Annotated in this window: 25 protein-coding genes; 11 read left to right on the top strand and 14 right to left on the bottom strand. The window is 70.6% G+C overall.

What is annotated here, in order from left to right:
- Window positions 1-308: 308 nt before the first annotated feature.
- A complete protein-coding gene (locus ABZW11_RS36680) occupies window positions 309-875 on the top strand; it encodes a hypothetical protein (protein WP_355427716.1) in 567 nt (188 codons plus the stop codon).
- A 156-nt stretch (window positions 876-1,031) separates the two neighbouring features.
- Window positions 1,032-1,610 (top strand): HD domain-containing protein, encoded by a 579-nt coding sequence (locus tag ABZW11_RS36675; RefSeq protein ID WP_355427713.1) that lies wholly within the window; start codon window positions 1,032-1,034, stop codon window positions 1,608-1,610.
- Window positions 1,611-1,722: 112 nt separating this feature from the next.
- On the opposite strand, the gene ABZW11_RS36670 is transcribed toward ABZW11_RS36675, so the two are convergent.
- The gene (locus ABZW11_RS36670) at window positions 1,723-3,063 is read right to left on the bottom strand and encodes an ankyrin repeat domain-containing protein (RefSeq protein WP_355427710.1); all 1,341 of its coding nucleotides are present in this window, start codon (window positions 3,061-3,063) and stop codon (window positions 1,723-1,725) included.
- Between the two features lie 183 nt (window positions 3,064-3,246).
- Between ABZW11_RS36670 and ABZW11_RS36665 the strand changes: the two genes are divergently transcribed.
- Window positions 3,247-3,963, top strand: a complete 717-nt coding sequence (locus tag ABZW11_RS36665) for a DUF1707 domain-containing protein (protein WP_355427707.1) — start codon at window positions 3,247-3,249, stop codon at window positions 3,961-3,963.
- Between the two features lie 72 nt (window positions 3,964-4,035).
- On the opposite strand, the gene ABZW11_RS36660 is transcribed toward ABZW11_RS36665, so the two are convergent.
- The 5 genes from ABZW11_RS36660 to ABZW11_RS36640 form a co-directional block, all read right to left on the bottom strand.
- On the bottom strand, window positions 4,036-4,770 hold the full coding sequence (locus ABZW11_RS36660; protein WP_355427704.1) for a sirohydrochlorin chelatase: 735 nt from the start codon (window positions 4,768-4,770) through the stop codon (window positions 4,036-4,038).
- A 23-nt stretch (window positions 4,771-4,793) separates the two neighbouring features.
- Window positions 4,794-5,522, bottom strand: a complete 729-nt coding sequence (locus ABZW11_RS36655) for a phosphoadenylyl-sulfate reductase (RefSeq protein ID WP_355427701.1) — start codon at window positions 5,520-5,522, stop codon at window positions 4,794-4,796.
- A gap of 193 nt (window positions 5,523-5,715) precedes the next feature.
- Window positions 5,716-7,404, bottom strand: coding sequence for a nitrite/sulfite reductase (locus ABZW11_RS36650; protein ID WP_355427698.1), 1,689 nt, complete (start codon window positions 7,402-7,404; stop codon window positions 5,716-5,718).
- 109 nt (window positions 7,405-7,513) lie between these two features.
- Window positions 7,514-7,597, bottom strand: a complete 84-nt coding sequence (locus tag ABZW11_RS36645; protein WP_311132608.1) for a putative leader peptide — start codon at window positions 7,595-7,597, stop codon at window positions 7,514-7,516.
- Window positions 7,598-7,680: 83 nt separating this feature from the next.
- Window positions 7,681-7,872, bottom strand: coding sequence for a hypothetical protein (locus ABZW11_RS36640; protein ID WP_355427695.1), 192 nt, complete (start codon window positions 7,870-7,872; stop codon window positions 7,681-7,683).
- A gap of 18 nt (window positions 7,873-7,890) precedes the next feature.
- Here ABZW11_RS36640 and ABZW11_RS36635 point away from each other — a divergent pair, with 18 nt between their 5' ends.
- The 4 genes from ABZW11_RS36635 (at window position 7,891) to glyA (ending at window position 11,565) form a co-directional block, all read left to right on the top strand.
- A complete protein-coding gene (locus tag ABZW11_RS36635) occupies window positions 7,891-8,652 on the top strand; it encodes a TIGR03084 family metal-binding protein (protein ID WP_355427693.1) in 762 nt (253 codons plus the stop codon).
- Between the two features lie 52 nt (window positions 8,653-8,704).
- Window positions 8,705-9,079, top strand: coding sequence for a YccF domain-containing protein (locus tag ABZW11_RS36630; protein WP_355427691.1), 375 nt, complete (start codon window positions 8,705-8,707; stop codon window positions 9,077-9,079).
- 91 nt (window positions 9,080-9,170) lie between these two features.
- On the top strand, window positions 9,171-10,103 hold the full coding sequence (locus tag ABZW11_RS36625; protein ID WP_355427688.1) for a YihY/virulence factor BrkB family protein: 933 nt from the start codon (window positions 9,171-9,173) through the stop codon (window positions 10,101-10,103).
- 211 nt (window positions 10,104-10,314) lie between these two features.
- Complete coding sequence (gene glyA, locus ABZW11_RS36620; RefSeq protein ID WP_355427685.1) at window positions 10,315-11,565, top strand: serine hydroxymethyltransferase; 1,251 nt, start codon at window positions 10,315-10,317, stop codon at window positions 11,563-11,565.
- Between the two features lie 126 nt (window positions 11,566-11,691).
- On the opposite strand, the gene ABZW11_RS36615 is transcribed toward glyA, so the two are convergent.
- Together ABZW11_RS36615 and ABZW11_RS36610 are read right to left on the bottom strand one after the other, a co-directional pair.
- On the bottom strand, window positions 11,692-12,423 hold the full coding sequence (locus ABZW11_RS36615; protein ID WP_355427682.1) for a zf-HC2 domain-containing protein: 732 nt from the start codon (window positions 12,421-12,423) through the stop codon (window positions 11,692-11,694).
- On the bottom strand, window positions 12,420-12,908 hold the full coding sequence (locus ABZW11_RS36610) for a sigma-70 family RNA polymerase sigma factor (protein WP_355427814.1): 489 nt from the start codon (window positions 12,906-12,908) through the stop codon (window positions 12,420-12,422). Before ABZW11_RS36610 ends, ABZW11_RS36615 begins: the two co-directional genes overlap by 4 nt.
- A 354-nt stretch (window positions 12,909-13,262) precedes the next feature.
- Here ABZW11_RS36610 and rsgA point away from each other — a divergent pair, with 354 nt between their 5' ends.
- A complete protein-coding gene (gene rsgA / locus ABZW11_RS36605) occupies window positions 13,263-14,360 on the top strand; it encodes a ribosome small subunit-dependent GTPase A (RefSeq protein WP_355427679.1) in 1,098 nt (365 codons plus the stop codon).
- Between the two features lie 166 nt (window positions 14,361-14,526).
- Window positions 14,527-15,162 carry a phosphoribosyltransferase family protein gene (locus ABZW11_RS36600; protein WP_355427676.1) on the top strand — a complete coding sequence of 212 codons (636 nt, stop codon included), beginning with the start codon at window positions 14,527-14,529 and terminating at the stop codon, window positions 15,160-15,162.
- Here the strand turns inward: ABZW11_RS36600 and ABZW11_RS36595 are convergent.
- Window positions 15,152-15,481, bottom strand: coding sequence for an ATP-binding protein (locus ABZW11_RS36595; RefSeq protein ID WP_355427673.1), 330 nt, complete (start codon window positions 15,479-15,481; stop codon window positions 15,152-15,154). The two genes, ABZW11_RS36600 and ABZW11_RS36595, sit on opposite strands and share 11 nt — an antisense overlap.
- A 275-nt stretch (window positions 15,482-15,756) precedes the next feature.
- On the opposite strand from ABZW11_RS36595, the gene ABZW11_RS36590 reads away from it, so the two are divergent.
- Entirely contained in the window at window positions 15,757-16,638 is an 882-nt protein-coding gene (locus ABZW11_RS36590; protein WP_355427670.1) for a helix-turn-helix transcriptional regulator, read from the top strand.
- 132 nt (window positions 16,639-16,770) lie between these two features.
- A complete protein-coding gene (locus ABZW11_RS36585) occupies window positions 16,771-17,004 on the top strand; it encodes a DUF397 domain-containing protein (RefSeq protein WP_355427667.1) in 234 nt (77 codons plus the stop codon).
- 29 nt (window positions 17,005-17,033) lie between these two features.
- Here ABZW11_RS36585 and ABZW11_RS36580 read toward each other — a convergent pair whose 3' ends face one another.
- The 5 genes from ABZW11_RS36580 to ABZW11_RS36560 form a co-directional block, all read right to left on the bottom strand.
- The gene (locus ABZW11_RS36580; protein ID WP_355427664.1) at window positions 17,034-17,687 is read right to left on the bottom strand and encodes a hypothetical protein; all 654 of its coding nucleotides are present in this window, start codon (window positions 17,685-17,687) and stop codon (window positions 17,034-17,036) included.
- Between the two features lie 418 nt (window positions 17,688-18,105).
- The gene (locus ABZW11_RS36575) at window positions 18,106-18,417 is read right to left on the bottom strand and encodes a WhiB family transcriptional regulator (RefSeq protein WP_080036407.1); all 312 of its coding nucleotides are present in this window, start codon (window positions 18,415-18,417) and stop codon (window positions 18,106-18,108) included.
- 100 nt (window positions 18,418-18,517) lie between these two features.
- Window positions 18,518-19,387 (bottom strand): sucrase ferredoxin, encoded by an 870-nt coding sequence (locus tag ABZW11_RS36570; protein ID WP_355427661.1) that lies wholly within the window; start codon window positions 19,385-19,387, stop codon window positions 18,518-18,520.
- A gap of 101 nt (window positions 19,388-19,488) precedes the next feature.
- Window positions 19,489-21,012: a glycerol-3-phosphate dehydrogenase/oxidase gene (locus ABZW11_RS36565; RefSeq protein ID WP_355427658.1), complete on the bottom strand. Its 1,524-nt coding sequence runs from the start codon at window positions 21,010-21,012 to the stop codon at window positions 19,489-19,491.
- Window positions 21,005-21,514, bottom strand: a complete 510-nt coding sequence (locus ABZW11_RS36560) for a helix-turn-helix domain-containing protein (RefSeq protein WP_355427655.1) — start codon at window positions 21,512-21,514, stop codon at window positions 21,005-21,007. Before ABZW11_RS36560 ends, ABZW11_RS36565 begins: the two co-directional genes overlap by 8 nt.
- Window positions 21,515-21,694: the final 180 nt, after the last annotated feature.

The following is a 21,694-nucleotide window of genomic DNA, read 5'->3' as shown; positions in this document are numbered from 1 at the left end:
GGCGCGGAGCATGCGTCTTTTACCGTACAGGCGCCCGGGAAGGGCGCAGCGGTCCCCCAAAATTCTGGTACAACGACCCCTTCGCCGGAACCTTAAGGATTTGACGGGTTGTTTGGATCAGTGCGGGTAAACGGGATTCTGCGCGCGGGTACGTCTGCCCTTGTCCGAGTACTCCGAGAAAAGAGGGCTCGGATTTCGGGTCGTTCTACCCAGGGCGGTAATAGATGCACGTTCATTTCGATAAGCCACATAGGCCAGCGGTGCGCCGGCGTATCGCTGGCCTTGCGCTCGCCGCCACCGCGGCCGGCGTGGTGCTCCTTCCCGTCGGCCAGGGGATCGCCGGCGCGAGCGCAGGCGCGCCCGCCGTCCCCACCGCCGTCGCCTACACCTCAGGCGAGAAGCCGGTGCTCGGCTGCGGTCACCGCCGCTGCGGCCCGTACTGGTGGGGTCGCCGCTGGTGGGGCGGGCACCATCATCATCACCACCACGACTTCCACGACGAGCACCACTTCCGTGGCCACCGCCACCACGACGACAGGCGCCACGAGCCCATCCACGAGGTGCCCGAGCAGGAGGAGCCGGAGGTCGAGGAGCCGGAAGAACCGGAAGAGCCCGAGCAGCCCGAGCAGCCGCCCAACCAGCCCCCCAACCAGCCGCCGAACCGGCCACCGCACAAGCACCAGAAGCCGCACAAGCCGTATAAGCCGTACAAGCCTTATAAGCCGTACAAGCCGTACAAGCCGGTCAAGGAGCGGCCCATCAAGTTCAAGCCGCGCTACGACGACCACGGCGGCGAGTGGGCGCCGTGGGACAGCTGGCGCAACGGCCTGAAGAGCGACTACGGCAACGACTGGCGCGCCTCCGACTGGGACTGACGGCGCACCGGCCACCGGTCTGATCACCGGGGCCGACGCAGGAACCGGGGAGCGGCGACGTAGGCTTGCCAATCCTCGACCAGGTCGCCGGGGGACGCCGTGACCGCTGGTCACGGCGTCCCCCGGACGGCAGCACGAGACGAGAGGGGGTCTCCCATGACGGGTGACGACACGACCGGTCTGGCCGACCTGATGTACGAGTTCGGGCTGCTCAAACGCTACAAGCGGACCGGCTGGCTGGTCGCGGGCGTACGCGATCCCGAGAGCATCGCCGAGCACTCCTTCCGCGCGGCCGTGCTCGCCGCCGTGATCGCCAGGCTCGAAGGCGCGAACCCCGAGCGGGCCGCCTTCATGAGCCTCTTCCACGACACGCAGGAAACCCGCATCACCGACATCCCGTACGTCGGCAAGCTTTACCTCAAGCCGGCCCCCAACGAGGAGGTCACCGCCGACCAGGTGCGCCACGTGCCCGCCGAGGTGGCCGGGATGCTGCGCGACGCCGTGGGCGAGTACGAGGAGAAGGCCAGCCTCGAAGCCGTCTGCGCGCGCGACGCCGACAAGCTGGAGTGCCTCATCCAGGCCGTGGAGTACCGCGAGCAGGGACACCAGAACGTGCAGGGGTGGATCGACAGCTCGCTCGCGGCCATCACCACGACGACGGGCAAGCGCCTGGCGGAGGAGGCGCTGAGCACGGGCACCCTTGACTGGGTGACCCGCGTGCTCAACGGCGGCTGACAGGTTCGGCCGCACCTCCTGCGTGGACGACGGCCGACCGCCCGGGCTACGCCCCAGGTGCGGCTCCCGCCCGGCCCGGGGGCCGAGCGGGGCTGTGGGAGCCTGTGCGGGCTCAGGCGGGCTGGGAGACGAGGTCCCTGGCGTACTCGTCGTCGCTCTCCGCCAGCACCCGCTGAGCGCCCTGGGCGGCCCGCTCGTCGCCGCGCACGGCCAGCCCGCGCGTGGCCTCGGCCACCGTACGCAGGTCGGAGTCGGTCAGCCGGGCCGCCAGCGCCTCCCTGATCTGCGGCGTGTCGGCCGACAGCCCCGCGAGCCCGGCGGTCGCCCAGTCGCGGATCTCGGAGTCGTCGTCCTCGCTCATCGAGATGAGCAGCGCCAGCCCCTCCTCGTGGTCGGGCGGCAGCACGTCGGCCAGCGCGATGGGGTCGGTGATCGTGCGCTTGTGATCGGGCCGCCCGATGACGTCCAGCACGTACGGCAGCGCCCGCGGGTCGCCCTGGTGGCCGAGCGCGGCCAGCACCGAGCGCAGCACCTGCGGGTTGCCCTCGGTCGTGACCATCTTCTCCAGCAGCGGCAGGGTCCTTTCGAGGTACGGCTTGTCGCCGTCGGAGAACCCGAACTGCGCGATGGCGTCCACGCCGAACTCGCGCTCCCTGGCGTCCTCGCTCACGCACAGCCTGGCCAGCGCCTCGTAGGTGTCGTCGTCGGCCCGCTTGCCCAGCGTGTCGGCCACGATCCACCAGGTCTCGGCGTCCTCGTCGACGTCGCGGTGCGCCAGCGCCCGCGCCACCAGCTGATCCACCGGCGTCTCGATGCCCGCCGCGTCCTCCAGCAGGGTCGCGATGGCCGCGTGGCCGCGCTGGGCCTGCACCTGCTCGCTCTCGGCGCCGTCGGCCGAGCGGCCCGCCACGGTGACCAGCTCGGTGCCGTCCTTGGCGTATTGGCGGGCGACGACGTAGTCCCAGCCCTCCTGCTCCACCTGGTCGAGCAGCGCGCTCTCCAGGTGCACGCCGACCCAGTCGAGGGCGATCTCCAGCGGCGTGTCGCCGTCGCCGTCGTACTTCTGGTGGTCGGCGCCCGCCTCCAGCAGCACCTGCACGACGCCCAGCGCGCCGCGCCTGGCGGCCAGGGTGAGCGGGGTGTCGCCGTCGTCGTTGGTGACGTCGACCTCGGCGCCTGCCTCGATCAGCACCCTGGCGACGTTGGCGTGGCCGTTGGCGGCGGCCCAGAGCAGCGCCGTCCAGCCGCCCGCCTCCCTGGCGCCGACCTCGGCGCCGGCCGCCAGCAGCGCGCCGGCCACCTCGGTGCGGTCCCAGGCGGCGGCCGCGCACAGCGGCAGGCCCGCGTCCTCGCCCTCGCTGGGCCTGTTGGGATCGGCGCCACTGGCGAGCAGCCTGCCGACGGTCTCGGTCTCGCCGTTCAACGCCGCGCGGTAGAGCTGTTCCTCATGCATGACAGGGACCCTAGCCTGGTCCGGCCGCGCCCCGGACCAGACCGGGGTCCGTGTCATCGCGTGATACGTGCCCCGCCCATGGACCGGTTCACTTCTCATCCGAAATGTGCATGTTTCGGGGTATCAAGGTTTTCCTCCGCAGGGAGGAGGGGCATCGGGGGCAAGACGCGATATGTTGCGAGTATGACTGATCCCGGTGAGCTCCGCGCGTCCGATGCCGAGCGCGAGGCCGTCGTCGAGCAGCTGCGCGTCGCCTCGGTCGAGGGCCGTCTCACCCTCGCCGAGCTGACCGACCGTACCGAAGCAGCCTATACGGCCACCACGCACGCCGAGCTGGCCCTGCTCACCCAGGACCTGCCGTCGGGCGCCGCCGCGCCCGCTCCCGCCCCCGCGATGCCTCAAGGCAGGAAGCGGCGCTGGTTCGTGGCCGTCATGGGCGACTCCAAGCGGCACGGCACCTGGCGCATCGACCAGGAGCTCGGCGCCGTCGCGGTGATGGGCGACGTCGTGCTCGACCTGCGCGAGGCCGAGGTGCGCACGGACAAGGTCGAGATCACGGCCGTCGCGGTGATGGGCGACGTGAAGATCATCGTCCCCGACGGCGTGAGCGTGGACCTCGACGGCATGGCCATCATGGGCGACAAGAAGGTCAAGGTCGACCAGGCGCTGTTCGGGGCGAACGTCCCCGTGGTGCGCGTGCAGGCGTACGCCGTGATGGGCGACGTCAAGGTGATCGGCGACTCGCAGGCCAAGCCGCTCAAGCGCGGCTTCTCGGCCTGGCGCGAGCACTGGCGCCGGCTCCACGGCGAGGACTGGCGCGAGCTGAGCCGCCAGGTCCGCGCCGAGGGCCGCGAACTCCGCCGCCAACTCCGCAACGACAACCGCCACCCCGGCTACTGACCCCCGCCCTGTCTTCGGCAGTAGGCGGCCGGCGTCCTTTGGGGAGGGGGCTTCGGCCACTGGCCGTAGAGGTCAGCCGGCCAGGGCGGCCGGTTGGTTCAGGGCGGTTTTGTAGCGTTCGAGGAGGATCTCGACCAGTTCTGGGGCTGGGCCCAGGACGTCGGCTACCGCGTCGGCGCCGGCCTCCAGGGTTTCGTGGCGGACCTTGTCGGCGAAGAAGCCGGGGGCCAGCAGGTACGGGGCCACGACCACGCGGGGGGCGCCGGCCCGTCGGAGGGCGGTCACCGCCTGCGCCGGGGTGGGGCGCGCCGCGGAGGCGTATGCGGGCGTCACGGTCCACCAGCCGGACCGCCGCCACACCCGCGCCGTCTCCGCCACCACGCCGTTGGCCCTGGCGTCGCTGGAGCCGGCCGACACCAGCACCACCGCCGTCCCGGGGTCGCCCGCCGGCACGCCCGCCTCGCCAAGCCGCCGCTCCAGCGCGGACAGCAGCAGCGGATGCGGGCCCAGCGTGCTCCCGTAGCTGACCCGCAGCAGCGGGTCGCGCGCCCGGGCCTCGTTGAGCGCCGCGGGCAGGTCGACCCGGCTGTGGTACGCCTCGGTGAGCAGCAGCGGCAGCACCACGGCCGCCCGCAGCCCGCCGAGCGCCTGCCCGAGCGAGGGCGCGCAGTGATCGAGGTAGGCCACCCGTACGTCCAGCGGCACCTGGTCGAGCAACGCGGCCACGGTGGCGGCGGCGCGCGGGTCACGAGACCCGTGGGCCACCGCCACCAGTGGCACGCGGCCGGGGGCCGCCCCGCCTGCCAACGGGACGGGTCCCCCGCTGGGGATCACAGGTGAATGCCGCATTCGACCTTCCCCAGGCCCGCCCAGCGTCCGCTGCGCGGATCCTCTCCCTCCGCGACCTGCCGCGTGCACGGCGCGCAGCCGATCGAGGGGTAGTTGTCGTAGTGCAACGGGTTGATCAGCACCCCGTTGTCGGCGATGTAGTTGTCGACGTCCTCCTGGGTCCAGGCGGCGATCGGGTTGACCTTCACCATCTGCCGCTTGGCGTCCCACTCCACGACCTTGGTGCCGGTCCTGCTGGGCGACTCGTCGCGGCGGATGCCGGAGATCCAGGCGAGGTACGGCTCGAGCGCCCGGTTGAGCGGCTCGACCTTGCGCAGGTAGCAGCACAGGTCGGGGTTGCGGCCGAACAGCCGCGGCCCGAGGTCGCGGTCCTGCTCCTCGACCGTGCGCGACGGCTTGATGTCGATCACGTTGACGTCGTAGACCTGGCGCACCGCGTCGCGGGTGCCGATGGTCTCGGCGAAGTGGTAGCCGGTGTCGATGAACAGGACGTCGACGCCGGGCTTGACCCTGCTCACCAGGTCGATGAGCAGCGCGTCGCTCATCGAGGAGGTCAGGCACAGCCGGTCGCCGAACGTCGCCGCCGCCCACCGGATGATCTCCCGCGCGGGGGCGCCTTCGAGGAACTCGGCGGCGGACTCGACGATGTCCTGCAGGTCGAGCACGCCGCGCTGATCTCTCAGCCCCACCTCGATGTCGACGAGCGTCATATCTTCACTCCGATCCCCAGGAATTTGAGCTTGAAGGCACGAGCGCAGGCGCGGCAGTACCAGCCGCCGCCCGTTCCCGCCCCGGACGCCCCGTGCTCGCCCGCGTGAGATCCCGTGCGAGATTCGGTGGGCTCATAGGGCTCGAGGTCCTCGTCACCGCAGTAGGGGCAGTGGAAGGGAACCGCTCGTTCGGTCATTTCAGGTCGGCCTCGTCTGCTCGCTGGACCCAGTCGGCGAACGACTCGCCTTCCTTCTTCTGGCTGTCGTAGTTGGACACGACGCGTGTCACGTAGTCGGGCAGTGCCTTGGCGGTGGTCTTGAGCCCGCGTACCTTCCTGCCGAAGCCCGCGTTGACGCCGAGCGAGCCGCCCAGGTGGATCTGGAAGCCCTCGACCTGGTCGCCGTTCTCGTCCACGACGAGCTGGCCCTTCAGGCCGATGTCGGCGACCTGGATGCGGGCGCAGGAGTTGGGGCAGCCGTTGACGTTGATGGTCAGCGGCTGCTCGAAGTCGGGCAGGCGCCGCTCCAGCTCGTCGATCAGGTCCATCGCGGTGGCCTTGGTCTCGACGATGGCGAGCTTGCAGTACTCGATGCCGGTGCAGGCCATCGTCTGGCGGCGGAACGTGGACGGGTTGACCTGCAGGTCATTGGCCTCCAGCTCGGCCACGACGGACTCGACCCGCTCGGGCGCGACGTCGAGGATGACCATCTTCTGCTCGACGGTGGTGCGCACCCGGTCGGAGCCGTGGCGCTCGGCGATGTCGGCGATCAGCCGCAGCTTGTCGCCGTCGACCCGGCCCACCTTGGGCGCGAATCCGACGTAGAAGTTGCCGTCCTTCTGCGGGAAGACGCCGACGTGGTCGCGCCGGCTGTCGCGCGGCTGCTCGGGCGCGGGCCCGTCGGGCAGCGCCTCCTTGAGGTACTCGGTCTCCAGGATCTCCCTGAACTTCTCCGGCCCCCAGTCGTTGACCAGGAACTTGATCCTGGCCCTGTGGCGCAGCCGCCGGTAGCCGTAGTCGCGGAAGATGCCGACGACGCCCTCGTGCACGTCGGCCGCCTTCTCGGGGCTGACGAACACGCCGAGCCGCTTGCCCAGCATCGGATTGGTGGACAGCCCGCCGCCGACCCACAGGTCGTAGCCGGCCTCGCCGCGCTCGTTGAGCACGCCGACGAACGCCACGTCGTTGATCTCGTGCACGGTGCAGTGGGCCGGGCAGCCGCTGAGCGCGGTCTTGAACTTGCGCGGCAGGTTGGAGTAGGCCGGGTTGCCGACGACCCGGTCGTAGATCTCCTTGATCTGGTCGCTGGCGTCGAGCACCTCGCCGGAGTCGATGCCCGCCAGCGGACAGCCCATGATCACGCGCGGGGTGTCGCCGCACGCCTCGGTGGTGGACAGGCCGACGGCCTCCAGCCGCTCCCAGATGTCGGGCACCGACTCGATCTCCACCCAGTGCAGCTGGATGTTCTGGCGGTCGGTGATGTCGGCGGTGCCGCGGGCGTACTCGTTGGAGATGTCGGCGATCGTACGCAGCTGGGCCAGGTCGAGCTGGCCGCCGTCGATGCGCACGCGGAGCATGAAGTAGCGGTCGTCCAGCTCCTCCGGGTCCAGGATGGCGGTCTTGCCGCCGTCGATGCCGGGCTTGCGCTGGGTGTACAGGCCGTACCAGCGCATGCGTCCGCGCAGGTCGGCCGGGTCGATCGAGTCGAAGCCCTGCTTGGAGTAGATGTCGATGATCCGCTGCCGGACGTTGAGCCCGTCGTCGTTCTTCTTGTTCTCTTCGTTCTTGTTGAGCGGCTCACGGTAACCGAGGGCCCACTGGCCTTCGCCGCGCGGGCGTTTGTGGTGCCGGCTGGCAGGAGTGCGGCTGGCAGGGGTGCTCATTGCGCGTCCTTCTGATCATGGGCGCGCGCAACGTTCCTCCTGCCTCGTCGGCGAGGGCAGGGCTGGAGAGGAGAAGTGCGACGCGCTCAGCGGAAAAAACAGATGTCGGTTAGCGGGCGTCGCAACAGATGGCACTGCGGACACGCTGAAGGTCGACGTGGCGTCGACCGACGAGCATGGGGTCCGCTGGCATGGTTCGAGAGTACTCTCGCTGTCCGAGATGTCCAAGACGGGGTCCAGAGTGTGGGATAGTGTCCCCTCGTCCCCCGAGTTGTCTCATCCCTGCCGCTGCCAGTTGACGGAGGGCTCAGGGGCGCTCTCGCCGAGCTCACCGGTGAGCTCTCCGTCCCCGGTGAGATCCTCCGTCGCGTCCTGATCAGGGCGGGACGTGACCCGATGCTGGCAGTCGCACCAGGAGCCGCCCCGGCAGTCGCCGTGGCGCTTGTCCTTGCAGCTGTCACAGATCACGCTTGCATTATGGACCTCATGGCCGAGCTGATCGGTGACCTGCGTGCCGAGACCGACGCGCTGCGCGCGCTGCTGCCCTCCCCTGACGACGCGGACTGGGAGCGGCCCACCCCCGCGGAGGGGTGGGCGGTGCACGACCAGGTGAGCCACCTGGCGTGGTTCGACGACGCGGCCGTGCTGGCCGCCACCGATCCCGACGCCTTCGCCGCACTGTCGGCGGGCGCCGGTTCGGTGGACGACCTGGCCGCCGAGTCGCGGGGCATGCCGCCCGCCGAGTTGCTGGCCTGGTTCGACGCGGCCAGGGGGCGGTCGCTCGAGGTGTTCGCGGGGCTGGGGGCGCGCGAGCGGGTGCCGTGGTTCGGGCCGCCGATGTCGGCCGCCTCGTTCGTCACCGCGCGGCTGATGGAGACGTGGGCGCACGGCCAGGACGTCGCCGACGCGCTCGGCGTCGTCAGGGAGCCGACCGACCGGCTGCGGCACGTCGCCATGCTGGGCTTCCGCGCCAGGCCGTTCAGCTTCGCCGTACGCGGCCTGCCCGTGCCGGACGAGCCCGTACGCGTGGAGCTGGCGATGCCCGGCGGCGGCACCTGGACGGCGGGCCCCGAGGACGCGCCCTCGTCCGTACGCGGGACCCTGCTCGGCTTCTGCCTGGCCGTCACCCAGCGCGCCCACCTGTCCGACACCGGCCTGGAACCGGCCGGCGAGCCCGCGCGGGCCTGGATGGAGATCGCCCAGGCGTTCGCCGGACCTCCGGGAAAGGGCCGCGCGCCCAGGGGATGAGTCAGGGTCATTCCGGATACGCGATCGGCATGATCGATGACATCCTGTGAGCATGCGCACAATCTTGAACGTCATCTGGCTGGTGTTCGCGGGTCTCTGGCTGGCGCTCGGCTATGTCGCGGCCGGGATCATCTGCTGCATCCTCATCATCACGATCCCGTTCGGCATCGCCTCGTTCAGGATCGCCGCGTACGCGCTGTGGCCGTTCGGCAGGACGGTCGTGCGCGACCCCGACGCGGGCGTGTTCTCCACCGTCGGCAACGTCATCTGGCTCGTCTTCGCCGGCATCTGGCTGGCCATCGGTCACGTGGTGACGTCGATCCCGCTGTTCATCTCCATCATCGGCATCCCGCTGGGCGTCGCGAACATCAAGCTCATCCCGGTCTCCCTTCTCCCGCTGGGGGCGCGCATCGTCGACAACGACTGAGGGCCCGATCAGCGGCATCGTGCAGGGGGACCAGGGCAGAGACGGGGACGTAAGCTGTCCCACAGAGTCACTGCGAATACCGTTGGGTGCCATGACGTCCACCGAAGCCCCTCCCCGGCCCAAACGAGGGCTCGTCACCCATGCCAGGGCCAGGCTGAGCTGGGTGCTCGACACCAAGTCGTGGGCGATCGTGCGCGCCGCCACGAACGCCGGCGTCACCTACCGCGTCACCGGCCTGGCCGGCGAGGCCGCGTTCTTCGCGCTGCTGTCGCTGCCGCCGTTCGTGCTGGGGCTGATCGGGGTGCTGGGCAAGCTCGGCACGTGGCTCGGCCCCGGCGTCGTCGGCGAGGTGAAGGCGTGGGTGATCCAGCAGGCCGCCCTGCTGTTCACCGACGACGCGGTCAACAAGGTCATCAACCCGCTCATCACCGACGTGCTCAGCGACGACGCGGGCAAGGTGTCGATCATCTCGCTGGGCTTCCTGCTGTCGCTGTGGTCGGGCTCGCGGGCGCTCTACGTCTACGTCGATCTCATCTCGGTGGCGTACGGGCTGGGGGAGGAGCGGGGCATCATCCGCACCCGCCTCATGTCGTTCGGCCTCTACGTCGTGGGCCTCATCATCGGCATCATCGTCATGCCGATCCTCGTCGTCGGCCCGACCCTCATCAGGGACGCGCTGCCCGCCGACTACGGCGTGCTCATCGACGTGCTCTACTGGCCGGTCGTCATCGCCGGCTCCGTGCTGTTTCTGACCGTGCTCTACCACGTCAGCGTGCCGGTGCGGACGAAGTGGTACCGCGAGCTGCCCGGGGCCATCCTGGCGTTGTTCCTGTGGATCGTCTGCGCGGCCGTGCTGCGCGAGGTGCTGGCCGCCTGGTTCTCGCCCGTCTCCGTCTACGGCTCGCTGGCCGCGCCCATCGCGCTGCTGCTGTGGCTCTACATCACCGCGCTGGCCGTGCTCATCGGCGCCATCCTCAACGCGGAGGTCGACCGGCTCTGGCCGGGCGTGGGCCGGGCGAAATAGCCGTTCCGTCCTCTGCGCCGAGCTGGACCCCATGAAGAACCTCGGGCACTACGCCAACGTGGTGATCACGAAGAGATAAGCCCTCGTCACATCCGCTATCGTCTAGGGCGAGACGCGACTGGCGCATCAGGTGGGAACGACCACCAGGGAGCGAAAGGAGCGGAGGCCGTGCGCCTGGGTCTTCGCAGATCGTCAAGATGACAGGAGAGTCATGGGTTCTCTCGCTAGCGTCGACCCGCAGATCGCCCAGCTCATCCAGGCGGAGGAGCGGCGCCAGGCCGACACCGTCAAGCTGATCGCGTCCGAGAACTACGTGTCCAAGGCCGTGCTCGAGGCCACCGGCACGGTGCTGACCAACAAATACTCCGAGGGCTACGCCGGCAAGCGCTACTACGAGGGCCAGCAGGTCATCGACCAGGTCGAGACCCTGGCCATCGAGCGCGCCAAGTCGCTGTTCGGCGTCAACCACGCGAACGTCCAGCCCTACTCGGGCTCGCCCGCCAACCTCGCCGTCTACATGGCCTTCCTGCAGCCCGGCGACACCGTGATGGGCATGGGCCTGCCGTTCGGCGGCCACCTCACCCACGGCTGGTCGGTCTCGGCCACCGGCAAGTGGTTCAACCCGGTCCGCTACGGCGTGCGCAAGGACACCGGCCGCATCGACCTCGACGAGGTGCGGCAGCTCGCTCTCGAGCACCGGCCGAAGCTGATCTTCTGCGGCGGCACCGCCATCCCGCGCACCATCGACTTCGAGGGCTTCGCCTCGATCGCCCGCGAGGTCGGCGCCGTGCTCGCGGCCGACATCGCCCACATCGCGGGCCTGGTCGCGGGCGGCGCCCACCCGTCGCCGGTCGGCCACGCCGACGTGATCTCCACGACCACGCACAAGACGCTGCGCGGCCCGCGCGGCGCGATGCTCATGGCCATGACCGACGAGCACGCCACCGCGCTCAACAAGGCCGTCTTCCCCGGCCTGCAGGGCGGTCCCCACAACCACACCACCGCCGCCATCGCGGTCGCGCTGCACGAGGCCGCCCAGCCGGCCTTCCGCGACTACGCGCACCAGATCGTGCGCAACGCCAAGGCCCTGGCGGAAGAGCTGTCCTCGCGCGGCTTCGACCTCGTCTCCGGCGGCACCGACAACCACCTCATCCTGCTCGACCTGACGCCCAAGGGCATCGGCGGCAAGCCGGCCGCGCAGGCGCTCGACCGCGCCGGGCTCGAGACCAACTACAACACGGTGCCGTTCGACCCGCGCAAGCCGTTCGACCCGTCCGGCATCCGCATCGGCACCCCGTCCGTCACCTCGCGCGGCATGGGCGAGAACGAGATGCGGCAGATCGGCGCCTGGATCGACGAGGTCGTCACGGCCGTGGCCAAGGGCGACGCCGAAGACGTCATCACCCGCGTGCACCACGAGGTCACCGAGCTGACCTCGCAGTTCCCCGCTCCCGGCCTGTAAGACCGGCCGGACGGCGAAGCGCCCCGCCGCACGGGCTCCGTGCGCGGCGGGGCGCTGTCGCGAGCGGGGCCGGCCGGAGTGCCCCGTCGATCATGGGTTGGTACGTACGGTTCGAGTCACGGCCGTTCAGGCCGGGATGGTGAGCAACCGCTTGCCCCCCGAGGTGACCACCTCGAAGTGATCGATGTCCTTGAGCTGCGTCGCGCTGCCCCCGTGCATGTAGAGCGGGTCAGGCGACCCCGGCACTCCGTACCCGGCTGGAGGTACGGACCACCCGGTCATCACCCTGCGCTCGCCCGACTTGGCGACCGAGACCAGCTCGCACTGCAGCGGACCCTTCACCCCCGCGAGCTTCAGCGCCGCGTGCGTGCCCCACCCCTTCGACTCCACCACCAGCCCCCCGGTGACGCCGTCGGCCCCCTTGCCCTGCATCGGCCGGCCCTCGGCGTAGAACTGCTCCGCCGGGCCCATGCCGGTGCCCATGCGACCGCCCTGGCCCTGCGCGAGCGGCGCCGCGTCGCCCGCGTCGAGCTGGGTGCCGATCGTCAGCCCCCCGGCGACCAGCGTGACCGCCGCCGCCATGCCGATCAGGAACGTCCCCCTGCGCGCCCGCCGGTCGGCCGCCTTCTTGCGCCGCAGCAGGCCCACCACGTCGTCCTGGCGGTCACCGGAAGGGGGGTAGGGGTCCTCGACGGGGGCGATGCCGTTGAGCACGTTCGCCACGCCGGACAGCTCGTGCAGCTCGTACCGGCAGGAGTTGCAGCCCAGCAGGTGGGCCTCGAACGCCAGCCGGTCGTCCTCGTCCAGCAGCCCGAGCGCGTATGCGCCGACGTCGGTGTGCTCGACCCTCGAAGTCACGCCGTCACCCCCCTCTCCTCCAGTGCGATGCGGAGCGCGCGGACGGCGTAGTAGACGCGGGACTTCACGGTGCCCACGGGGATGCCGAGGGCGGCGGCCGCGTCGTTGACCGACCGGTCCCGCAGGATCGTCTCGTTGAGGATTTCGCGATGTGCCGGCGACAACGCCTTCAGCGCCTCGGACACGACCACCTGATGCAGCAGTCCCTCCATCTCGTCGGGCACGGGCAGGCTCTCCAGCGGTGCGGCGCCCGACTCCTGGGGGCGGGCGTCCCTTCGCCGCCGGTCATCGATCACGATACGTCTGGCGACCGTGGCGAGCCAGGGCATCAGCGAGACCGCGTCGGGGTCGAGCCGCTCCGCACTGCGCCACGCCCTGATCATCGTCTCCTGCACCACGTCTTCCGCCCACTGCCGATCGCCCGCGGTCAGCCGGATCACGAAGGCCAGCAGCGGCCTGTGGTATTCCCGGTAGAGCGCGGACACGACCACCTCGTCGTCCGGGCGTACGCGCCGGATCCAGTGGCGTAAGCGCGGCTTGCCCAACGGGGCGGCTCCCTCGGCCGAGGGCGGGGGATACGTGCTGGTTCGCATGCTTCCCCTTTCTCAGTCCGTCGGCAGGTGGTACGGCCGGCCGCCCTGACACGGTTCAACGAACGCCGGAAGATGATGCGATTGCATGGCCGGGGAGCTCTTGCGTAGAGTCGGCTCGGCAACTGATCGAGGAGGTGAGGACTATGCGGGTCACCGTCTTCCGCATGCCTTCAGTCCACCTCCGGGCGCTCGCCTGAGCGGCCCCGTTCTTTCTCTTTCACCTTCTCGATCAAAGGTTTCACTGCGTTGTCTTACGATCTTTCGTCCTTCGGCTGGACCGACCTGCGCGCCGCCGGCCTTCCTGACGGCACCGTCCCCGCCCGGGTCTCCCGTGTCGACCGCGGCGCCGCCGAGGTGATCGCGGCCGACGGGCAGCACCACGTCCGCTACGGCGCCCGCGTCCGCCGCGCCTCGGCCACCGATCCCGTCGCGCTGCCCTGCGTCGGCGACTGGGTGGCGCTCACCTGGCTGCCCGAGGGCCGCTACGAGCTCGACGAGGTGCTGCCGCGCACCACCGCGTTCGTGCGGGGCGGCGTCAGCCGCGACTCCGTCGGCGGCCTGTCCGGCGACGGCCAGGGCCAGGTGCTCGCCGCGAACGTCGACATCGTCTTCGTGGCCGAGCCGTCCATGCACTCCACCGACTTCGCCGACCTCGGCCGCATCGAGCGCCTGGTCGCGCTGGCGTGGGAGTCGGGCGGCACGCCCGTCGTGCTCGTCACCAAGTCCGACCTGTTCGACGACGGCCTCGACGACCTGCTCGCCGACGTCCGCGCGGCCGCGCCGGGGGTGGCCGTGCACGCCGTGTCCTCCCTGCTGGGCGACGGCGTCGAGCTGGCCCGCGGCTACCTCGAAGGCTCGCGCACCGCCGTCATCCTCGGGCCTTCAGGGGCCGGCAAGTCCACCCTCGTCAACGCGCTGGCGGGGGAGGGGGTCATGGATACCCAGCAGGTACGCGCCGCCGACGGCCGCGGCCGGCACACCACCGTCCACCGCGAGCTGATCCCGCTGCCCGGCGGCGGGCTGGTCATCGACACGCCGGGCATCCGGCGGGTCGGCCTCTACGACATCGGGGAGGGCGTCGATCGCGTCTTCTCCGACATCGAGGACCTGGCCGCCGAGTGCCGCTTCGGCGACTGCGGCCACGACGGCGAGCCCGGCTGCGCGGTCCTGGCCGCCCTGGAGCGCGGCGACCTGCCGGAACGCCGCCTGCAGAGCTGGCGCAAGCTGCAGCGCGAGGCGGCGTGGATGGCGTCGCGGACGGACGCGCGGCTGCGCAAGGAGCAGCAGAACAAGTGGAAGATCATCCACAAGGAGATGCGCCGCTCCGGCCGCAACCGCCCCTGACCGCAACACGCCCGCCGCTCGTGACCGCAACACGCCCGCCGCCCTTGCGCCGGTAGCTGGCGGGGCGGCGGAGTGTCGCGTGGCACCCCCGCCACTCCGTGTGCGGGTCTCTTCCCGTCATCTCTCCTCAAGGGGAGGGGTGGCGGGGAGGGGGTAGGGGCAGGGCATGGTGGTGTTCGCAGATCGGGCCCAGGCGGGGGAGCTGCTCGCGGAGCGGCTGGAGGGCGCGCGTGATCCCGTGATCCTCGCGCTGCCGCGGGGCGGGGTGGCCGTGGCGGCGCCGATCGCACGCCGGCTGCGTGCGCCGCTCGACGTGCTGGTGACCAGGAAGATCGGCTATCCGCCGTCCCCCGAGCTGGGGGTGGGCGCGGTGGCCGAGGGCGGCGAGCCGGTGTTCCACCGCGAGCTGCTGCGGCGGCTCGGCATGACACCCGAGTCGGTCGCGGACGTGGTGGAGCGGGAGCGGCGGGAGCTGGCCAGAAGGGTACGCGCGTACCGGGGCGACCGGCCGCTGCCCGAGCTGGCAGGCCGTGAGGTGATCGTGGTGGACGACGGCCTGGCCACCGGCGGCACCGCGCGGGCCGCGCTCAGGGCGGTCAACGCGGCCAAGCCCGCCAAGGTCACCCTGGCCGTCCCGGTGGGGTCGCCGGACACGGTGGCGTCGATGCGCGGGGAGGCCGACGAGGTGGTGGTGCTGGCGACGCCGGTCGACTTCCGTGCGGTCGGCCAGTGGTACGAGCACTTCGAGCAGCTCGACGACGACGACGTGCTGGACCTGCTCGACGCCGCGTCTAGCTGGTGATGACGGCCCAGACGAGCTTGCGTGAGCCGCCGGCCGACAACCAGCCCCACGCCGAGCAGAGGGCGTCGACGAGCCGAAGCCCGCGCCCGTACTCGGAGAAGACGTCGGGCGCCGCCGCGACCGGCACCGTACGGCTGTGGTCGGTGACGACGCAGGCGAGCTCGGTCTCGTGGGACAGCAACCGGAGCTGCGCGGCGCCGCCGCCGTGCCGGATCGCGTTGGTCACCAGCTCCGACACCACCAGTTGCATGTCGAAGGCGGCTTCGAGCACGCCCCAGGTGCCGAGCGTCTGGTCGACGAAGCGCCGAGCGGTGGACACGCACGCGGGCTCCACCGCCGAGCGATGCTGAAAGGGGAAGACGGCGTCGCACGCGCCGGGCCGCCCGTCGACCAGGATGGACGAGAGCCATGCCGGTGGCCGGGAACCGATGGCGGCTTGCGGCCGAGCGTCGAAAGTCGTCATCCTGGCCCCCGAAGCGCGGTTTGGTGATCCAATACCCATCTTTACGGCCAGTGCTTACTGATGCAAGACTTTTCGTAGTTTACGGATGCGAATCGCATCTGCACGTGCAGGAGAGTCCGAGGAGCGGTGGAGTGAGCGCGGAGAGCACAGAGGGGAAGCTGCTCAGCCATACGCCGGGAAGCCCTACGGTGCTGAGGATCCTGCTGGGGACCCAGCTGCGCAGGCTCCGCACGGAGAAGGGTATCTCGCGGGAGGACGCCGGGTACTCGATTCGCGCATCTCATGCAAAGATCAGCCGATTGGAGCTGGGTCAGGTCAGTTTCAAGCAGCGTGACGTGGCCGACCTGCTCACCCTGTACGGCGTCACCGACCCGGCCGAACGCGAGCCGCTGCTGGCCCTGGCCAAGCAGGCCAACGCCCCCGGCTGGTGGCACAAGTACGGCGACCTGCTGCCCGCCTGGTTCGAGGTCTACATCGGCCTGGAGGGCGCCGCCTCCAGCATCCGCACCTACGAGAACCAGTTCGTCCCCGGCCTGCTGCAGACTCCCGAATACGCCAGGGCGGTGATCGAGCTGGCGCACGAGAAGGCGCCGAGGCACGAGCTCGACCGCCGGGTGACGCTGCGGACTATCCGGCAGAAGCGGCTGGAGAGCGGGCTGACCCTCTGGGCGGTGATCGACGAGGCCGTCGTGCGCCGCATGCTGGGCGGGCGCGAGGTCATGCGCGCGCAGATCGCCCACCTGCTCGACATCACCGCCGAGCGCAACGTCACCGTGCAGGTGATGCCGTTCGAGCGGGGCGGGCACGCCGCGGCCGGCGGCCCGTTCAGCATCCTGCGCTTCCCCGAGCGCGAGCTGCCCGACGTCGTCTACATGGAGCAGCTCACCAGCGCCCTCTACCTGGACAAGCCGCAGGATTCCGACCACTACATGGAGGTCATGGACCGGTTGAGCGTCCAGGCCGAGGAGCCGAAGGCCACCCGGCGCTTCCTGGAGCGGCTGCTCTCCGACTGAGTCGCAGCCCCCTGTGATTCACTCCATATCGGGATTTTGGTCGTCCGCTATATGGAGCTTCTCGTGTTGCCGTATTGTCACCTCGCAAACGCGGATGCACGTGCATCCGTAAGATCGCGAGGAGCTGCCCCCATGCAAGAGTTCCTGAACGGAACGCCCGCCGGCCGCCTTCCCGTCGTCTGGCGCAAGAGCAAGCGGAGCAACCCCAACGGCAACTGCGTCGAGGTCGCGAACCTGCCCACGGGGGAGATCGCCATGCGCAACTCACGCTTTCCCGACGGTCCTGCGCTGGTCTACACGCCGGCCGAGATCACCGCGTTCGTCCTGGGAGCCAAGGACGGCGAGTTCGACGACCTGATCGTCTGACACCTCCGTCTGTCATAGCCGCTTTTCGGTCAGGCGGTTCGTGACGGCGGCACGTTGTGCCAGCGCCACCGCGTCAGGCGCGGCCGTCCGGGAAGGTCGCCGCGTCCCGTCGCCCAGAGCAGGGTGGCCCAAGGGTCGCCGCCGGCCGGGGCGTCGGGGAAGAGGCGGTCGAGTACGCGCGCGCAGACACCGGCGGGCGGCGTCCATGCCAGCCCCAGCCCCTGCGCGAGGTCGTGCACGTGCACGAGGGTCTCCACCAGGCCCATCGCGGCCGAGGCCGAGGCGTCGGCGGGGCCGAAGATGTGGTGGGCGCGGGCCTGCGGCGGCGCGGTGCGCACGACCGCGACGAGCAGCGCGCCGCTGCTCTGCAGCACCTGAAGCAATCCGGTGACGCCGGCCGCGCGGTCGGCGTGCACGCTGTTGCGCGGGCCGCCGGGCCTGCGGCTCTCGCCGGTGAACGGCACATAGACATCGAGCGGCGGCACGGTCAGCCCGAGCTGCACGGCGTAGGCGAACAGATCGTCGGCCAGATGCTCGGCCGTCTCCCAGCACGTCCATTCGAGCGAGCCCGCCCTGCCCTCCCAGGCGGCGGGCTCGCCGGCGTGCGCGAGTGTACGGATGGCCTGCGCCACGACGTCTTGCAGATCGTCGGCCCATGCGGATGCGTCATGCGAAGTCGGCATGGCCGCGAGGGTATCGGTGGCGCACGGCGGATGATGCCATGAGCAGGCAGGGTTATGCGGGAGAAGATGCTGAATTGGTGCAGTGACGAAAAATGTCGGAAGCGTCGGCTAACGTGCCATCCGTGAGGACAGGGACACGAGAGGGGCGCCGACACGCATGAGGGTCCGCAGGGGCCGTGCGCCACGGAGACCCCGCTCCTACGCGAAGGGCGGGACCGGCGGACATGAGGCGTCTCCCGCCGCGGCTGGCATCCGCGGTCAGGAAAGAGGAGATCCCCCCGCCCGATGGCGAAGGGATGCTGGTGGCCTGATCAGGCAGTTGTCCCGACCGGGTTCGCCAGAGCCTGGGCATGGGATGCCAGGCTCCGGTTCATCGGGACAACTGCGTGATCACGCGATGATGGCTGCCGGGTGTGTGTCAGGCGGCGGAGATGCCGGCGCTGGCCGCGCGGCGCATACGACGGCGACGCTCGCTCGCGCGCTCGTCTTCGTTGAGACCGCCCCACGTGCCGTACTTCTCGGGCCGGGACAGCGCGTAGTCAAGGCACTCGTTGCGGACAGGGCACTGGGCGCAGATCGCCTTGGCCTTCCGCTCACGTACGTCACGCTCGGGCTGCCGCTCCCCATCGGGGCCGAAGAAGAGCACGAGGTCCTCACCCCGGCACGCGGCATCATCCTGCCAACCCCAGCTGGGGCGCGGGCGGGCGAGCTGCCGACGTACCTGAGACATGAGAAAACCACCTTCGTGAGAGGTATTTCGGGTTTTGAGCCGCATTGGACGCTTTTGGCGTCACTGTTCCAACGCAACCTTGGGCCGTGATGTTCCCTGATCAGGCGAGGGCGGGCGTGGCGTACCGCACAGGCGTGAGCCTGTCCAGCGAAACCAGCCGGTAGGTGGCGATCGTCTCGGCGCAAGCCGTACCACACGGCGCGGTGAACGCCGATGGTTCGATCACAACCTGGAGCCGGACGTCACCGCAGCGCACGATGGCTTCAGTGACGTCGCCGTCCATCCTGGAGGATTCCACGGCCACCGCGCCGACGGAGCGCTCTCCCGTATGGGCTCGGGCGAAGTGCTCGACGGCCTGCAATGGCTCAGGGATGCCTGCGCGTCCCCGGAAACGGTCGAGGATGACCTCGCCCGACCGGTACGCGTTAGCCGCTGCCAGTGCAGCAGCCTGAGACATGCTGCCGTAGAAAATTCCGTGTGGCAAGCACACGAGGTTGGCGGCGTAGCGATCGCCGCCAACGTGTGACGTTTCCCACACTCTGTCCGGCAGTTTTTCGGCCAGGGACCGAGCGAGGGGTAGTCCAATGCGGGCGCAGCACGCATTGCGCTTGGCGTGCGTGCAGACCAGAAATACCGGCTCGTCTTCAAGTATGCAGGACTCGGGGACCACTCCGGCCACCAGCGCGTCCAGGTCAAGATCGTCAGGACCTGCGATGACGCCTGACGCGAGCCATGGGCGCTCGCCTGCGGCGTAGCCCACTAGCACACGGATTCCCTGCTCCCGCTGGCGGGTCCGCCTCCCGGGGCGGCGGATCAGCTGGGGCCTGATACCGCGTTCTAGCGCTCTGCGGACGAGTTCCGAGATTTCTTGAGGAAGTTCGAAGTTTTCCAGGCGCGAGGGCCACGTTCCGGTGTATTCGACGAGCAGCCACAGCCTGGCGCCCACCGTGGCACTGGCCAGAGTGGGCACCTCCCCGGTGTGGCACCCGGCCGGATGCTCGCAGCCCCTTGCCAACTTCCCTACCCCTTCCGAACCGACTTAGGTAAGACTAACCTAACGGTTCGGAGGGGCTATCCGCGGGAGGCCCGGTCCACTATCTCCCGTGTCGTCGGCAGTGCCCGTTCTCTGTCCTGCCGGACGAGGCCGATCCTGGTGCGGCGGTCGAGCAGGTCGCCCTCGTCGAGCGCGCCCTCGTGCAGCGCCGACCAGAGCAGGTCGCCGGCCGTCAGGCCCAGCCCGACCTCCTCCGGATGCGTCCTGACCAGCTCGTACGCGGCCTCCGCCTCGGCGCCGTACCGCTCGGCCAGCCGCGGCGGCACCTTCTGCGACAGCTTCTGCGGCGGCTTCTGAGACCGGGTCCCGGCGCCCACGAGCGGGATTCGCCGCGTACGGCACCGGCGGGCCTTGAGGTTCGCGTGCGAGACCGCCTCATCCACCGCGTCCTCCGCCATCCGCCGATATGTCGTCAGCTTCCCGCCCACGACGGTCACCACGCCGTCGCCGGCGACCACCGCGTGCCGGCGCGACAGGTCGGACGTCCTGCCGTCGGCCGCCAGAAGGGGCCTGAGACCCGCGTACGCGCCCGCGACCGCCTCTCTGGTCACCGGAGTCTCAAGCACCCCGTTGAGCACGCTCAGCAGCGTTCTGACGTCCTTCTCGGGCGCCTCGGGGACGTCGGGCACCGGCCCGTCCACCGGCTCGTCGGTGAGCCCGACGTACGTGCGGCCGTCGGGCTGGGGGAGCACCAGCGCGAACCGGTTGCTCTCGCCGGGCACCGGCAGGTGCAGGCCGGCGATCAGGCCGGGCAGGGCGCCGGGCGCGAGCACGAGGTGGGTGCCGCGCGACGGGCGCAGGCGTACGCGGTCGTCGAGGCCGCCCGCCCACACGCCGGTGGCGTTGACCACCACCCGCGCCCGGATCGTGAACTCCTCGCCGGTCAGCTCGTCACGCACCTCCGCGCCGCTGCCGGTGAGGCGCAGCGCGCGGCAGCGGGTCAGCACGCGGGCCCCGTGACCTGCGGCGGTCCGCGCGATGGCCACGACCAGGCGGGCGTCGTCGAGCAGCCGGCCGTCCCACGACAGCAGGCCGCCGCGCAGCCCGCCGTCGTCGCGCAGGACCGGCGCGAGCGTGTGGGCGCGGGCCGCGCTGAGCCGGGTGGGGCCGGGGAGCAGGCGGCGGGGCGTGCGGGCGGCGGCGCGCAGCGCGTCGCCGAGCCGGTAGCCGGCCATCACCAGCGCGGCCTGCCGGCGGGAGACGTCGTCGGTCAGCGGCAGCACGTACGGGTGCGCCTTGGCCAGGTGCGGGGCGGTCCTCCTGAGCAGGATGCCGCGCTCGACCGCGCTCTCGTACGCGACGTCCACCTGTCCCTTGGCCAGGTAGCGCAGGCCGCCGTGCACCATCTTGGAGCTCCACCTGGAGGTGCCGAAAGCCAGGTCGTGCGCGTCGATCGCCGCTACGCTCAACCCCCGGGACGCGGCGTCCAGCGCGGCGCCCGCGCCCGTCGCGCCCAGCCCCACGACCAGCACGTCCAGCCGTTCCTCCGCGACCTCGCGCAGCTCGCGGGAGCGTCTGGCGGCGTTCAGCGAGCTATCCAAGGTAGGCCTCCAGCAGCGCGGCGAGCTCCGCGTCGAGCTCGTCCATGGTCACGGGGTCGAGCATGGTCGGCGCGGACAGCAGGAACGACTGCGCCACCAGCAGCACCGCGCGCGCCCTGCGCGGGCCGCCGGCCACCGGCTCGAGCACCTCCAGCACGGCCTCGTGGCTGGCGCCGCGCCGGTCGAGCAGGTACGGCAGCAGGAGCTCGGGGTCCGCTTCCACGATCTTGCGCCACAGCGGGTGCTCGCGCAGCCCCCTGACCCCCGACACCACCGCGCGCACCGGGTCGGACAGGTCGAGCTCCGACACCACCCGTACCCACTCCCTGGTCATGAGATCGGCGACCAGCGTGCGCACGTCGGGCCAGCGACGGTAGATCGTCATCCGCGAGACGCCCGCCCGGCGTGCCACGTCGGTGAGCGTCGTCCTGCGCACCCCGTAGGCGAGCACGCAGTCGCGGGCCGCGTCCAGCACGTCGTCATTGTGACGATTCGACGTCATGTGTCACAGTGTATACGTGACTGGAGAACCCATGCTGTGGTCGGGCTGGGGCGACCCCGCCCGCGCCCGCGAGCTGCCCGAGCAGGTCAGGAAGCTGCTGCACGACCTGCTCGGCGTCCGCGACCCCGCCACCCCCGCCGCCACCCTGGACGAGGTGCGGCTGCCGCCCGTCGCGCTGCC

The sequence above is a fragment of the Nonomuraea sp. NPDC004580 genome, assembly GCF_040609855.1.
GTDB classification, from domain to species: Bacteria; Actinomycetota; Actinomycetes; order Streptosporangiales; family Streptosporangiaceae; genus Nonomuraea; species Nonomuraea salmonea.
The sequence above is the reverse complement of the archived record's forward strand: the minus strand, read 5'-3'. Positions and strand labels throughout refer to the sequence as shown.

Coding starts and splice junctions, on each gene's coding strand:
- ABZW11_RS36675 (WP_355427713.1), top strand. CDS start 1,032: ATGACGGGTGACGACACGACCGGTCTGGCCGACCTGATGTACGAGTTC.
- ABZW11_RS36670 (WP_355427710.1), bottom strand. CDS start 3,063: ATGCATGAGGAACAGCTCTACCGCGCGGCGTTGAACGGCGAGACCGAG.
- ABZW11_RS36665 (WP_355427707.1), top strand. CDS start 3,247: ATGACTGATCCCGGTGAGCTCCGCGCGTCCGATGCCGAGCGCGAGGCC.
- ABZW11_RS36655 (WP_355427701.1), bottom strand. CDS start 5,522: ATGACGCTCGTCGACATCGAGGTGGGGCTGAGAGATCAGCGCGGCGTG.
- ABZW11_RS36650 (WP_355427698.1), bottom strand. CDS start 7,404: ATGAGCACCCCTGCCAGCCGCACTCCTGCCAGCCGGCACCACAAACGC.
- ABZW11_RS36645 (WP_311132608.1), bottom strand. CDS start 7,597: ATGCCAGCGGACCCCATGCTCGTCGGTCGACGCCACGTCGACCTTCAG.
- ABZW11_RS36635 (WP_355427693.1), top strand. CDS start 7,891: ATGGCCGAGCTGATCGGTGACCTGCGTGCCGAGACCGACGCGCTGCGC.
- ABZW11_RS36630 (WP_355427691.1), top strand. CDS start 8,705: ATGCGCACAATCTTGAACGTCATCTGGCTGGTGTTCGCGGGTCTCTGG.
- ABZW11_RS36625 (WP_355427688.1), top strand. CDS start 9,171: ATGACGTCCACCGAAGCCCCTCCCCGGCCCAAACGAGGGCTCGTCACC.
- glyA (WP_355427685.1), top strand. CDS start 10,315: ATGGGTTCTCTCGCTAGCGTCGACCCGCAGATCGCCCAGCTCATCCAG.
- ABZW11_RS36600 (WP_355427676.1), top strand. CDS start 14,527: ATGGTGGTGTTCGCAGATCGGGCCCAGGCGGGGGAGCTGCTCGCGGAG.
- ABZW11_RS36585 (WP_355427667.1), top strand. CDS start 16,771: ATGCAAGAGTTCCTGAACGGAACGCCCGCCGGCCGCCTTCCCGTCGTC.
- ABZW11_RS36580 (WP_355427664.1), bottom strand. CDS start 17,687: ATGCCGACTTCGCATGACGCATCCGCATGGGCCGACGATCTGCAAGAC.
- ABZW11_RS36575 (WP_080036407.1), bottom strand. CDS start 18,417: ATGTCTCAGGTACGTCGGCAGCTCGCCCGCCCGCGCCCCAGCTGGGGT.
- ABZW11_RS36560 (WP_355427655.1), bottom strand. CDS start 21,514: ATGACGTCGAATCGTCACAATGACGACGTGCTGGACGCGGCCCGCGAC.